Source organism: Paenibacillus sp. UNC217MF (assembly GCF_000686865.1).
Classification (GTDB): Bacteria; Bacillota; Bacilli; order Paenibacillales; family Paenibacillaceae; genus Paenibacillus_B; species Paenibacillus_B suaedae.
The window spans coordinates 948,387-961,054 of the sequence record NZ_KK366027.1 but is presented as its reverse complement, the minus strand read 5'-3'; the positions used below and the strand labels follow the sequence as shown (position 1 = coordinate 961,054).

Annotated in this window: 15 protein-coding genes; all 15 read left to right on the top strand. The window is 47.0% G+C overall.

The genetic code is table 11. The features are described 5' to 3' along the window. Nucleotides 1-101 precede the first annotated feature (101 nt). The 15 genes from BP95_RS0120335 to spoIVA all read left to right on the top strand — a co-directional run bounded on the left by BP95_RS0120335 (nt 102) and on the right by spoIVA (nt 12,613). Nucleotides 102-746, top strand: a complete 645-nt coding sequence (locus BP95_RS0120335) for a flagellar brake protein (protein WP_021252907.1) — start codon at nt 102-104, stop codon at nt 744-746. Between the two features lie 473 nt (nt 747-1,219). Next, a complete protein-coding gene (gene cmk, locus BP95_RS0120330) occupies nt 1,220-1,912 on the top strand; it encodes a (d)CMP kinase (RefSeq protein WP_021252906.1) in 693 nt (230 codons plus the stop codon). 12 nt (nt 1,913-1,924) lie between these two features. Beyond that, on the top strand, nt 1,925-2,512 hold the full coding sequence (locus BP95_RS0120325; protein WP_021252905.1) for a lysophospholipid acyltransferase family protein: 588 nt from the start codon (nt 1,925-1,927) through the stop codon (nt 2,510-2,512). Between the two features lie 142 nt (nt 2,513-2,654). Further along, nucleotides 2,655-3,872: a 30S ribosomal protein S1 gene (gene rpsA / locus BP95_RS0120320; RefSeq protein WP_021252904.1), complete on the top strand. Its 1,218-nt coding sequence runs from the start codon at nt 2,655-2,657 to the stop codon at nt 3,870-3,872. A 104-nt stretch (nt 3,873-3,976) separates the two neighbouring features. Next, nucleotides 3,977-4,582, top strand: a complete 606-nt coding sequence (locus BP95_RS0120315; protein WP_021252903.1) for a hypothetical protein — start codon at nt 3,977-3,979, stop codon at nt 4,580-4,582. A 110-nt stretch (nt 4,583-4,692) separates the two neighbouring features. Continuing rightward, nucleotides 4,693-6,015 (top strand): ribosome biogenesis GTPase Der, encoded by a 1,323-nt coding sequence (der, locus tag BP95_RS0120310; RefSeq protein WP_021252902.1) that lies wholly within the window; start codon nt 4,693-4,695, stop codon nt 6,013-6,015. Nucleotides 6,016-6,027: 12 nt separating this feature from the next. After that, the gene (gene plsY, locus BP95_RS0120305) at nt 6,028-6,642 is read left to right on the top strand and encodes a glycerol-3-phosphate 1-O-acyltransferase PlsY (protein WP_021252901.1); all 615 of its coding nucleotides are present in this window, start codon (nt 6,028-6,030) and stop codon (nt 6,640-6,642) included. Next, a complete protein-coding gene (locus tag BP95_RS0120300) occupies nt 6,632-7,666 on the top strand; it encodes an NAD(P)H-dependent glycerol-3-phosphate dehydrogenase (RefSeq protein WP_021252900.1) in 1,035 nt (344 codons plus the stop codon). Before plsY ends, BP95_RS0120300 begins: the two co-directional genes overlap by 11 nt. A gap of 104 nt (nt 7,667-7,770) precedes the next feature. Beyond that, nucleotides 7,771-8,043 (top strand): stage VI sporulation protein F, encoded by a 273-nt coding sequence (locus BP95_RS0120295; protein WP_021252899.1) that lies wholly within the window; start codon nt 7,771-7,773, stop codon nt 8,041-8,043. Nucleotides 8,044-8,195: 152 nt separating this feature from the next. Beyond that, a complete protein-coding gene (locus tag BP95_RS0120290) occupies nt 8,196-8,375 on the top strand; it encodes a DUF2768 family protein (RefSeq protein WP_021252898.1) in 180 nt (59 codons plus the stop codon). 69 nt (nt 8,376-8,444) lie between these two features. Continuing rightward, a complete protein-coding gene (locus tag BP95_RS0120285) occupies nt 8,445-8,744 on the top strand; it encodes a 2Fe-2S iron-sulfur cluster-binding protein (RefSeq protein WP_021252897.1) in 300 nt (99 codons plus the stop codon). A gap of 71 nt (nt 8,745-8,815) precedes the next feature. Then, nucleotides 8,816-9,418: a nucleotidyltransferase family protein gene (locus tag BP95_RS0120280; RefSeq protein WP_021252896.1), complete on the top strand. Its 603-nt coding sequence runs from the start codon at nt 8,816-8,818 to the stop codon at nt 9,416-9,418. A gap of 71 nt (nt 9,419-9,489) precedes the next feature. Next, a complete protein-coding gene (locus BP95_RS0120275) occupies nt 9,490-9,846 on the top strand; it encodes a 2Fe-2S iron-sulfur cluster-binding protein (RefSeq protein WP_021252895.1) in 357 nt (118 codons plus the stop codon). 69 nt (nt 9,847-9,915) lie between these two features. Next, nucleotides 9,916-10,650, top strand: coding sequence for a DUF3939 domain-containing protein (locus BP95_RS0120270; RefSeq protein ID WP_028533099.1), 735 nt, complete (start codon nt 9,916-9,918; stop codon nt 10,648-10,650). Nucleotides 10,651-11,134: 484 nt separating this feature from the next. Then, entirely contained in the window at nt 11,135-12,613 is a 1,479-nt protein-coding gene (gene spoIVA, locus BP95_RS0120265; RefSeq protein WP_021252893.1) for a stage IV sporulation protein A, read from the top strand. Nucleotides 12,614-12,668 lie beyond the last annotated feature (55 nt).

Here is a 12,668-nt window from a genome sequence, read left to right as displayed (position 1 = left end):
ATGAAGTCTAAATAAAGGTTCCAATTCCTAGCAAGGGAATTGGAACCTTTTTCTTTTTGGCATATTGGTATCATGGTATAATCTTCATGGAGGGGAAGCATATGTTACCGAATGTCAGTGACACCTTGTACGTGCAGCCAGTTCGGGAAGAAGTGGACGGGTTTGCCTATAAGGCGAGAGTAACGGAGATAAATGAACAGCTGATCTGGATGGAAATCCCGCTGTCGGAACAGACGGGTAAATACGGCTTGTTCTCCAATGGAGAGGAGCTGAATGTCTACTTCTCGCAATCAGATGGGGTAAAGTGGCATTTTCGTACACAGGTAATGGGCAGGCGCAATGAAACCATTCCAATGATGTCAATTCGGAAGCCTGAGCCCCATTGGGTATCACGAATGCAGAGACGCAACTATTTGCGTGTACAAGCGTCGTTGGAGATGGCGATCAGTACGTTGGATGGTGTGAAATTTCTAGCATTGACTGAGGATATTAGCGGTGGTGGCCTCTCCTTTGTTACCGAGTCCAAATGGGGGCTGCGCGAATCACAAATCATCCAAAGCTGGGTTGCAGTACCGTTCCGAAGCGGTGCTATCGAGCATGTTTTCTTTACTGGGCAGATTGTTCGTGTTCAGCCTCTCAATGATGAGCGCCAGTTAATCATGCTTAAGTTTGACCAGATTGCGAATGTAGAACAGCAGAAACTGATTCGTTATTGTTTTGAACGGCAGTTGGATTTACGGAAATAACATACATATGTGTTGAAACTGTGCATAGCTTGATTGCAGGGTTGCCATACTACTTCCAAAACGAAGGGGTGGCTTCTTATGCACAGTCGATTGAAGAAGAAACCAAACCGTAAAATAGCATGGAGCACTTATACAAAACATATCACACATCCAGAGCTATGTAGCTTATTATCGAAATGGCTAGTTCGCTCGTTATTATGGTTCGTACTCTGTGTTGTAGCCGCCCAATCCTTACTGCTTGTTGGTGCGTTTCGACCGTGGGTGTCGCCTGTGGATAGGCTAGAAGGGGTTCCTTTTCATCCTCCTTTTGAGGAAGAGAATCTATCATTCGATAGAGGCTTGCAGAAGAGGTGACTGCGATTCCCTTTTTGCATCCCTATTCTATGTGTGGTATAATTTTCACGTCGCAGGCAACGCCTGCTTTTTTCTTGAATGGTGCATGAAATGTTTTTCTACGAAGGGAGTCAGCCCCGTTGACACAGTCAGATCACAGCAGACATCACATAAATATTGCCATCGACGGGCCTGCGGGAGCTGGTAAGAGTACGGTTGCACGCCTAGTTGCGCAAGAGCTTGGGTATGTATACATAGATACCGGTGCGATGTACCGGGCGATATCTCTTCACATGTCACGAGCCGGCATTCAACCCGATGAGGCAGCAGCGCTCTCTGAAGAGATGAAACGAGTCACCTTGGAACTGAAGCCGGAAGGCGAGCGGCAATTTGTTATTTTGAATGGTGAAGATGTTACGGATGCAATTCGTACGTCTGAGATCAGCCGCTTGGCATCTGATTATGCCAAATCCCAAGTCGTTCGTGAGCAGTTAGTACATATGCAGCGTCAAATGGCAACACGCAAAGGTGTCGTTATGGATGGACGAGACATCGGTACACATGTACTTCCTGATGCAGAATTGAAGTGGTTCATCACAGCCTCTGTGGAGGAACGAGCCCGCAGACGTTATGCAGAATGGAAGGACAAGGAGAACGCTTCTCTTGAGACATTTATCCAAGAGATTGCGGATCGGGATCGTCAGGATGAGACACGTGAGGTGTCCCCACTTCGTCAAGCTGAAGATGCCGTTCTGCTTGATACGACAGGAATGGCAATTGCTGATGTTGTTTCGACGATCGTTGAGCGTGCTAATTTACAAAAGAGTTGGTGAGCTGTAACAATTATGTTCTATACGTTTGCAAGAGCATTGCTTCGAGTATTATACCGGTTCTTGTTCCGACTTGAAGCGAAGAGGAAGGATTACGTTCCTAAAGAGGGCGGTGTAGTCCTCTGCTCCAATCATATAAGCTTATTAGACCCTCCAGCAATCGGGATTATGTTGGATCGTAAGGTTCGTTTTATGGCGAAGGCTGAACTATTCGACGTCCCCGTGTTGGGTAAGATTATAAACGGTCTTGGAGCCTTTCCGGTTAAGCGCGGCGGAGTGGGCAAAGAAACCATTCGAACTGCTTTTAACCTGCTTCGCGACGGAGACATCATGGGGATCTTCCCTGAAGGCACACGCAATACAGATGGTGCTGTCGCAGCGAAGAAAGGTGCAGCGATGATTGCTTTGAAGAGCGGGGCTGCCGTTGTTCCTGTTGCCGTAATTGGGGAATATAAGCTGTTCCGCAAGACGAAGGTCGTATATGGCCCGCCGATTGACATGTCTGACTTATTGGAGCATGGAAGCGGTGCACTCGAGCTAGCGACTGAACGCATTATGGAGCATATCCATCGCATTATACTCGAGGAAACGGCTGCTTCGTAATTCATGCATGTTTTTGCTTCGATGGTATGATACTACAGGTATTATTTTTCTGGTATGCAGTGACCAATAGTTGGTAAGGAACTCTGCTTCATTCGTGGAGCGGGTTTTGAATAAATGGGGTTCAATCGAGGAGGTATTTCACATGTCTGAAGAAACAAAAGTTAACGAAACTGCCGAAACGGCAAGCCAAGAAGCGTTGGAGAACATCGTTTCCTTGAAGAAAGGTGACACCGTAAAAGGCACAATCGTCAAAATCGATGACAATCAAGCAGTAGTAAGCATTGGCTATAAATACGATGGCATCATTCCTGTGCGCGAGCTAACTGCGGTATCGGTTGACAATGCTGCAGATGTGGTTGAAGTGGGCCAAGAAGTTGAATGCAAGGTTGTTAGCATTGACGATGAAAAGGAACGTCTTGTTCTGTCCAAGCGTCAAGTTGACAGCGAACAGGCTTGGGACGACATGCAGAAGCACTTTGAAGCACAGGATGTGTTCGAAGTAACAGTCGCTGATGTTGTAAAAGGCGGCGTTGTAGCTGATGTTGGCGTTCGTGCATTCATCCCTGCATCCATGGTTGAACGTCATTTCGTTGAAGATTTCAGCGAATACAAAGGCCGTACGCTCCGCGTGAAAGTAAAAGAAATTGACCGCGAGAACAACAAGCTTATCCTCTCCCAAAAGGATGTATTGGAAGCGGAATTTGAAGCTAATAAAATTCGCGTTATGGAAGGCTTGACTGAAGGCCAAGAGCTCGAAGGAACAGTTCAACGCTTGACTCAATTTGGTGCATTCGTTGATGTTGGCGGTGTTGATGGACTTGTTCACGTGTCTGAATTGGCATGGAGCCATGTTGAGAAGCCTTCTGATGTTGTATCCGAAGGTCAAAAGGTAAAAGTCAAAGTACTGAAGGTTGATCCTGCCAACGGAAAAATCAGCCTGAGCATGAAAGCAACTCAACCAGGCCCTTGGGAACAAGCGGGCGACAACATCAAGACAGGCGATATTCTGACAGGTGAAGTGAAGCGTTTGGTTGATTTCGGTGCATTCGTTGAAGTGGCTCCTGGTGTGGAAGGTTTGGTTCACGTTTCCCAAATCGCTCATCGTCACGTTGCTACACCTTACGAAGTATTGAAGCAAGGCCAATCTGTACAAGTGAAAGTGCTTGATTTCAACCCTGCTGATAAGCGTGTAAGCCTCAGCATCAAGGAAACAGAAGAAGCTCCTGCAGCACCAGCACCGAAGGCTGAGAAAAAAGTAAAAGAAGAATTGAACAATCCAAATGTATCCCTTACGAACCAAGCAATGAGCGTTACGCTTGCTGAGCGTTTTGGCGATATGTTGAATAAGTTCAAAAATTAATCTATTCATAAATGCAAATAACGGCGGACTCTTTAGAGTCTGCCGTTTATTTTTGTACTGTGCATCAAATAATAGCATCAGACAAGGAAGGGGGCGCGGTCTCGATGACTTCATCAGGTGTGTTGTCAGTAGCGGTGTGGGTTTGCTTTGCAATCTTGATAGCAAGCGGTTGGCGTACGCCCCTATTCGCGGCTGTTACGCGGACACAGGTGATTATTGTCGGACTTAGCTGGCTGCTTCTTCACAATTGGACGATAGCATTGTCATACGGCAATCAAGTTAATGGCGCATGGGTGCTATGGATGGTGTTGGCTGTATTTTTCCTTGGGCAACAGTCAGGTGGAAAGCTCATTACCGTATGCGGCCATGTCGCCATGCTAGCTGCAATTTGGATGTGGCTTGAGCTATTAAGCCGATTTTCCATGCAAATGTCGAATTCTCAAACAAACATTTGGCTGATAGCAGGCATCTTCTCGTGCTATATTCTGTTGTTTACAACGAATTGGCAGCTGCAATGGATCATCTTGACACTTGGGTTAACCTTAGGAGAAGTTCTCATCCATCTGCGTCTGCATACGTTAATTACTGCTGGAGAAGGGCAAGTTCAGGATGTATGGTGGCTGTCGTTTCTGCTTGTACGTTTGATGTCAATTATGATGGTGTGGATGAAAGAACGGTTTTTGAAAGGGCTTCTTGGCTCCGAACAATAGTGGGAAATGCGCTTTCTTCGAGTATTTCAACCATTTACGTTAGCCAAGACCCGCTTTTTTTGATATGATGATGTACGTGTATAGTTGCAAAATATGAAGGAGTGAACTGCATGGCAAAACCCATTGTTGCCATTGTCGGGCGGCCGAATGTCGGCAAGTCCACCATTTTCAACCGAATCATCGGCGACCGATTGGCTATAGTGGAGGACAAGCCTGGTGTAACTCGTGACCGTATATACGGAACGGGAGAGTGGATTGGCAAGCCGTTCAATATTATCGACACAGGCGGAATCGAAGTTTATGGTGAAGATGAAATGCTGCGTTCCATCCGCGTGCAAGCGGAGCTTGCGATAGAGGAAGCAGATGTAATTGTATTTATGTGCGAAGCGAAGTCCGGCGTAACGCAAGCGGATGAAGAAGTGGCACAGATGTTATTCCGCTCAGGCAAGCCGATTGTTCTAGCGGTAAATAAAGTCGACAACATGAGTCGTATGGATGACATTTATGAATTCTACAGCCTTGGCTTTGGGGATCCAGTTCCGATTTCAGGATCTCACGGTACAGGGATTGGTGATTTGCTGGATGAAGTCGTAAATAATCTCCCGGATTTATCGGATGAAGAATATGATGAAGATGTCATTAAGGTAGCCTTGATCGGCCGACCGAACGTAGGTAAGTCTTCTCTGGTTAACGCAATACTCGGCGAAGAGCGCGTTATCGTCAGCGATGTAGCAGGAACAACACGCGATGCAATCGATACACCGTTCGAGAAGGACGATCAGAGGTTCGTGCTCATCGATACGGCGGGTATGCGCAAGCGTGGCAAAGTATATGAGACGACTGAAAAGTACAGTGTCATGCGTTCGATGAAGGCAATCGAGCGAGCAGACGTCGTACTCGTCGTCATTAATGGTGAAGAAGGCATTATTGAACAAGACAAGCATATTGCAGGCTATGCGCATGAGGCAGGCAAGGCGGTGCTGTTCGTCGTCAATAAATGGGATATCGTTAATAAAGATGATAAGACTATGCAGCAATTCGAAACCAAGATTCGCGACCATTTCTTATTTATGACGTACGCACCGATTGTGTTCTTGTCTGCGAAGACTAAGCAGCGTTTACATAAACTGCTTCCTGTCGTACAGCATGTTGCTCAGCAGCATGCCAAACGCATTCCAACACATTTGTTAAATGACGTTGTAACTGATGCAGTCGCCTATAATCCGCCGCCAACGGATAAGGGAAGACGTCTCAGAATCAATTATGCGACGCAAGTTGCGGTTAAACCGCCAACGATTGTCGTATTTGTTAATGATCCTGAACTGATGCACTTCTCCTATGAGCGATATTTAGATAATCGTATCCGTGCAGCGTTCGACTTTGAAGGGACACCGATCCGGATATTCACACGCCGGAAATCCGACGAAAGTTAGGAGCGAGCGGAATTGACGCTATCTATTATCGCAATTGTAGCGAGTTACCTTCTCGGTTCAGTCAGCTTTAGTCTTCTGATTGGAAAGTGGCTTCGTGGTATTGATATCCGTCAACACGGGAGCGGTAATGCGGGCGCGACCAATACGTTGCGCGTATTAGGCAAAGGGCCAGCGGCTGGGGTTCTCCTGCTTGATGCGGCCAAAGGAATGGTAGCCGTTCTTATGGGTTATTTGCTATCGGATTACACATGGGTCATGGTGCTAAGCGGGATTGCCGCCATCGTTGGTCATAACTGGCCCGTTTATTTTCGCTTCCGCGGGGGGAAGGGGATTGCTACCACAATTGGGGTGCTGGCCGTTCTAGCTTTTTGGCCAGCCCTATGTGCTGGCATTATCGCGATTGCTTCAATTGCTTGGAAACGTTATGTTTCGTTAGGATCATTGCTTTTTGCTGGACTGACTCCGATATTTATTTTGTTATTCCAATATGATTGGAGCATTTTCTGGGGCAGTTTGCTGTTATGCCTATTTGCATTCTATCGTCATCGGAGCAATATCGTTAAGCTGGTTCAAGGGACTGAGAACCGGCTTGGCGCGAGCAAAGGGGGCATGTCCCGTGTCCGTTAAAGTTGCTGTATTCGTAGCCGGAAGCTGGGGGACTGCCCTAAGCGAGGTTCTCGCCCATAATGGACACGATGTGTATCTATGGACGAGAAATGAACAGCAGGCAGAAGAGATCAATACGGTGCATACGAACGGGAAATATCTGCCGAACGTTACCTTGCATCCCGGCATTCGGGCAACCAATTCCGTCGAAGAGGCTATGAGCGGTGCGAAGGCTTGCGTTGTTGTAGCACCATCTGCTGCGATGCGCCAAGTTGCGGGAATGATGAAGCCGTATTTGACGGACGAGATGGTTGTCGTACATGCGACGAAGGGATTTGAAACCGAAACGTTAAAGCGCATGTCAGAGGTACTTGTAGAGGAGCTTGGATGCAGCTCAGATCGAATAGCTGTGCTGTCAGGTCCGAGCCATGCCGAAGAGGTTGTGAAGCAATGTCCAACAACGGTAGTCGTTGCATCAACCAGTACGAAGGCTGCTGAACAAGCACAGGATTTATTTATGAACGAATCCTTCTTTCGTGTCTATACCAATCCAGATGTGATTGGTGTGGAACTTGCAGGAGCGCTCAAAAATATAATTGCATTAGGCGCAGGCTTATCCGATGGACTGGAGTTCGGGGATAATGGCAAGGCTGCTTTGTTAACACGCGGCTTGGCTGAGATTGCTCGGCTCGGAGTTGTGATGGGAGCGAATGCGATGACATTTGCCGGCCTTGCGGGCGTTGGCGATCTAGTTGTAACTTGTACGAGCAGACATAGCCGGAACTGGAGAGCTGGCTCGCTGATAGGTCAAGGTATGGCGGTTGATGAGGTGTTGGCTCATATGGGGATGGTCGTTGAAGGTATCCGTACAACGAAGGCGGCTCATTTCTTGGCTGATCGATATGACGTCCAAATGCCGATTACAGAGCAGTTATATCGAGTATTATTCGAATCTCGTGATCCAAAGACAGCAGTTGAATGCTTAATGGGTCGAGTTCGTAAGAACGAAATTGAAGAAGTGGCCACATCGGATTGGTCATCCTAGATATTGATGGGCTTGCACGGACTCTATTATTGGCTAGTATCCTTATCACCTTCATTTATTCGTCGACATACACTGTATAGAGTACAGACCCGAGGAGGGGCGATATGTCGAATAAATTTCCGAAGGATGCATTGAATGCAATCAATAAGAAGTCTGGCAAGAACATAACGGAGAATCAAATCAAGAAGCTTGCAGGTACGGTGAAGCCTTCGACGATGCAGAATGAGGCGCAGTTGCGGCAGTTGATTAAGCAAGTTGCTTCAATGGCCAAACTACCTGTCTCAGAGTCGACAATAAATGACATTGTCAGCACCGTGAAGAAGAGCGGAGTTAACGCAAACAACCTGGAAGCATTGATGAAGTTGATGAAGAAGTAGCAGGCACAATCGATATGATGTAAAAAAAAGACGACACGACAGCGAGTAGCTTATTGTGTCGTTTTTTTGTGCATGTTCGTGCAAAACGTTTCTCTTCTAATTCATCGAATGGTATAATGAGAGCAGTTTGAACGAATGGGAGAATCGGGAAAATGGACAGTATGACAAAAATGTGGGTATCCTTTATAGGAATAGGCCTAATGGCCTTTTCTGCACTGCTCATTGCTTTTGCCAGAAGTAAGACGAGAGGCTGGGTACGAGGTATTCTTTCGCTTATTGCGTTCATTATGCTGCTTGCAGGTACGGTATATGGATTTTTCTCCATCTTGTAGGCGTAATTAACACTTTACTCAATACATATCGTCATTGACGATAAGACGGTCGAAGGAGTGTGATTGAGGATGGTGGACATCCTATTCATAGGCAAGACGAAGCAAGCGAGTATATCTGTACCTGTAGGTACTACTCTGCTGGATGCCGCAAAGGAATCTGGAGTAGATTGGAATTATGCTTGTACGCGCGGAACATGTGCGAGATGTCGCTGCTTAATCGAAGAAGGACGAGAATATGTATCCGAAGTGACTGATGCAGAGTGGAACCGTATGGAGGAAGAAGAATTCGAGCAGGGTTATCGGCTCTCTTGTCAGGTCGTTGCAGAAGCGGATGGCTTCATTCGTGCAGTTCACAAGCCGTATTTTTGATCATAGGCCTGACTGGTGACTGGCAGCCTGAATAATGCAGTATGGATTCAAATGTGAATGGAGCAAATGGCATGATATCATTATCCGAACCAATAATGGGGACAATTGAACAATTAGTAGCATCAGCGAACAACGATATGAAGCACTGGATGCTAGGTGGGAGCTGTGGATTAGTTCTACAAGGGGTACCGCTTGGCCGGGAGCCTCGTGATGTGGATATCTATGCGGATGAGCCCGATGCAAAGCATCTACAGGAGCAATGGAATCCATATGCAACCGATGCGCCCGAATGGAATGCAACGAGTACTTATCATTCCTTATTAAGTCATTATCAAATATGCGGAGTTCCCATTGAATTGGTTGGTCAATTCATTGTGACTACACCGCAATGCCAATACAACACAATCATTCGTGATGCCTTATGGAATCATCGCATCATCTATAATATTGACAGATTTCGCATCGCGTTAATGCCGCTAGCTCATGAATTGGTTTTCAATATATTGCGTCAGCGGGAAGATCGTACAGCTTCGATCGCACAGGTAATCAATGCTGCTCCTGAGCAGCATATTGCTGCTATGAATACGGTATTGGCAAATTGCTCGGAACCTGCGTATATACGTTCCATCGTGAATGAAAGGTGTCCGAATATGATGTCTTTTTTATTTGTCTAATGTAAATGATTTGTAAATAAAGGTGGAGTCGCATGTAGCCCTACCAACGTTGAGGAAAGGGGCTGGCTAGTATGAGGACAAACGTGCGGTTCGAGCCTTCTGGCAAGGTATGGGGGGCTAAGCGCTCGATGTCGTTATTGGATGCCGCGCAACGCGCAGGTGTTCCGATACGCACAAGATGCAGCGGGAAGGCGGGCTGCTTGATGTGTAAAGTACAGGTATCAGCGGATAAAGAAGGACTAATTGGAGAGCCCACGTTAGCAGAGAGCAGCAAGCTAGGTATCCATTCAGCAACTGGGCTTCGTTTATCGTGCCAGACACTGCTGACAGGGAATCCAGGTACGGTTACGGTGGAAGTCCCAGAAGATCCTCTGAAAGCCATTATTCGCCGCAAGCTAGCGGAACAGGAAGATGACAGCTTGTGGTAATGCCAGAATAGAATGAACAGCTCTATCTTCAAGTGTCGAATTGTGATTGTGACTGAGGAGGAGAAGTAGTTGAGGTCGGGGAGACAAATCTGTTGTATCGTGCTATTCGTTATCATGAGCATGACACTTCAAGGATGCTTATATCCGAAGGAGATGCGCAAGGAAAGCCAACAATCGGTTCGTGAGGGCGTACTTCTTGTCCAAAATGCTGTGGATCAGTATCAGAAGGATACAGGTCTGCTTCCGCTAGTAAGCAGCGATGAGAGTGTTCCACGATATGAGAAGTTCCGTGTGAACTTTGAATTGCTCAAGCGAAAAGATCTGCTTAGCGCAATTCCCGGGAGTGCATTTGAATCAGGTGGCTCGGGTGTGTATCTGATTATTGATGAAGAGACGATTCCGAAAGTGAAGGTGATGGATTTACTTACTTCACAGCGGGTCAATGATCTTGCTCGTGCTGTTGATGCGCATATACGGGCTAAGGGTGCGTTGCCGAAGCAGGAGGAAGTATATCCTGGATTCTATCGAATTGATGAGAAGCTGATAGGCATACAGCCTGTAGAAGTTCGAAGTCCGTTCAGCCGAAGTGTACTGTCGTTCATGATGGATGAGCAAGGAAGGGTATACGCAGATTATGCGCAGGATATTATGCAGCTTGTGGAAAGCTCTGGGAAGCAGCCTACAGGTCAAGAGAAGGATTTGAGGCCCATGCTTGCGGATGCCTCCTTCTTTGTTCCAGTGAAGTCAGTCGCGTACAAATGGAGCAACGGTGCGCCTGTACCTCAAGAAGAGACTTCCAAATAGACAAATGGAATGAAAGGAAGGCCGGTCGATATGTTCGACTGGTCTTTTTTGCATGCGAACATGGATGACAGGTTGGTACAGAAATAGAAAAGACGATTTACTCATCGATATGCAAGATAATGTCATACTTCATTTCTAACTTCATATATCTGATTTGGAAGGCGTTTGTTGATACGACCTTTTGCGTTCGTGCCCAAGTGGGGGTCACTCACGGATGAGCATCACTATCTACTAGAACTGAATCATTTACGAAAAATGTTTTGTGTGAGGGGCATATTTATGCCATCTAGCAAATAAGATGTTACTAGTCCAAAAGCATGTACGAGTTGCGTCGAAATGCCCTTGTACGACGTGAAATCTCGGCGGCGAACACTGGCGACAACGGCAACAGCTCAATCCTAGCAACGGTGCCAATCGTTTCTGAAGGGCGAGAGGCGAACGTTGTCTCGTAGTCCGTCGGAAAAATTTGAGGAGGGGATATCAATTGGAGAAAGTGGACATTTTTAAGGACATAGCCGAGCGTACCGGCGGGGATATTTACCTCGGGGTCGTCGGTGCGGTCCGCACAGGGAAATCGACGTTCATCAAACGATTTATGGAAACGGTCGTATTGCCTAATATCACGAATGAATCCGACCGCATTCGCGCAGTTGACGAATTGCCGCAAAGCGCAGCAGGTAAGACCATTATGACGACCGAACCCAAATTCGTTCCGAATAATGCAGTTCAAATTAAAGTAGCGGAAGGCTTGGATGTTAACGTTCGTCTAGTGGATTGTGTTGGCTATGCGGTAACTGGAGCCAAAGGCTACGAGGATGAGAATGGCCCGCGCATGATTAATACGCCGTGGTTCGAGGAGCCGATTCCATTCCAGGAAGCGGCCGAAATCGGGACACGCAAAGTCATTCAAGAGCACTCCACATTGGGCGTCGTTGTGACGACTGATGGTACGATTGCTGAGATTCCTCGAAGCTCGTATATCGAATCCGAGGAGCGCGTCATTCAAGAGTTAAAGGAAGTTGGCAAGCCATTCGTACTGATTATTAACTCGACGAAGCCTCGCAGTGATGAGACGATTGCACTCCGCAATGAGCTGCAGATTAAATATGACATCCCAGTAATGGCGCTCAGTGCAGCGACGATGGGCGAAGAAGATGTAATGGGCGTTCTTCGTGAAGTTCTATATGAATTCCCAGTACATGAAGTCAACGTGAATCTTCCGAGCTGGGTTATGGTTCTGAACGATACTCATTGGCTGCGCTCCAGCTATGAGTCGTCGGTACGGGATACAGTCAAAGATATTAGACGCCTGCGGGATGTTGATCGTGTTGTGCAGCAATTTATGGAGTATGACTTTATTGCCCGAGCTGGTTTGAGCGGTATGGACATGGGTCAAGGTGTTGCTGAGATTGATTTGTATGCGCCGGACGAATTGTACGACCAAATTCTGATGGAAGTGGTCGGGGTAGAAATACGAGGCAAGGATCACTTGCTTCAGTTGATGCAGGAATTCGCACATGCGAAGCGGGAATATGACCGATTCGCGGATGCGCTTGAAATGGTGAAGACAACTGGCTATGGCATTGCAGCGCCTACCTTGAACGAAATGGCTCTCGATGAGCCTGAGCTGATTAGACAAGGCTCACGCTTCGGGGTACGGCTCAAAGCAACTGCTCCTTCCATTCATATGATTCGCGTAGATGTTGAATCGGAATTCGCTCCGATTATCGGAACGGAGAAGCAGAGCGAAGAGCTGATGCGTTACTTGATGCAGGACTTTGAAAACGATCCAACGAAGATTTGGGAATCTGATATTTTCGGTAGATCCCTGCATTCCATCGTTCGCGAAGGCATACAAGGCAAAATCGCCATGATGCCAGACAACGCTCGCTACAAGCTTCAAGAGACATTGGGCCGGATCATCAACGAAGGCTCAGGTGGATTAATCGCCATCATATTGTAATCGGATTGCAAGGAAGCCTAAGTCGCTATTCCAGATTGGATTAGCCACTTAGGCT

Coding starts and splice junctions, on each gene's coding strand:
- BP95_RS0120335 (WP_021252907.1), top strand. CDS start 102: ATGTTACCGAATGTCAGTGACACCTTGTACGTGCAGCCAGTTCGGGAA.
- BP95_RS0120325 (WP_021252905.1), top strand. CDS start 1,925: ATGTTCTATACGTTTGCAAGAGCATTGCTTCGAGTATTATACCGGTTC.
- rpsA (WP_021252904.1), top strand. CDS start 2,655: ATGTCTGAAGAAACAAAAGTTAACGAAACTGCCGAAACGGCAAGCCAA.
- BP95_RS0120315 (WP_021252903.1), top strand. CDS start 3,977: ATGACTTCATCAGGTGTGTTGTCAGTAGCGGTGTGGGTTTGCTTTGCA.
- der (WP_021252902.1), top strand. CDS start 4,693: ATGGCAAAACCCATTGTTGCCATTGTCGGGCGGCCGAATGTCGGCAAG.
- BP95_RS0120295 (WP_021252899.1), top strand. CDS start 7,771: ATGTCGAATAAATTTCCGAAGGATGCATTGAATGCAATCAATAAGAAG.
- BP95_RS0120290 (WP_021252898.1), top strand. CDS start 8,196: ATGGACAGTATGACAAAAATGTGGGTATCCTTTATAGGAATAGGCCTA.
- BP95_RS0120285 (WP_021252897.1), top strand. CDS start 8,445: ATGGTGGACATCCTATTCATAGGCAAGACGAAGCAAGCGAGTATATCT.
- BP95_RS0120280 (WP_021252896.1), top strand. CDS start 8,816: ATGATATCATTATCCGAACCAATAATGGGGACAATTGAACAATTAGTA.
- BP95_RS0120275 (WP_021252895.1), top strand. CDS start 9,490: ATGAGGACAAACGTGCGGTTCGAGCCTTCTGGCAAGGTATGGGGGGCT.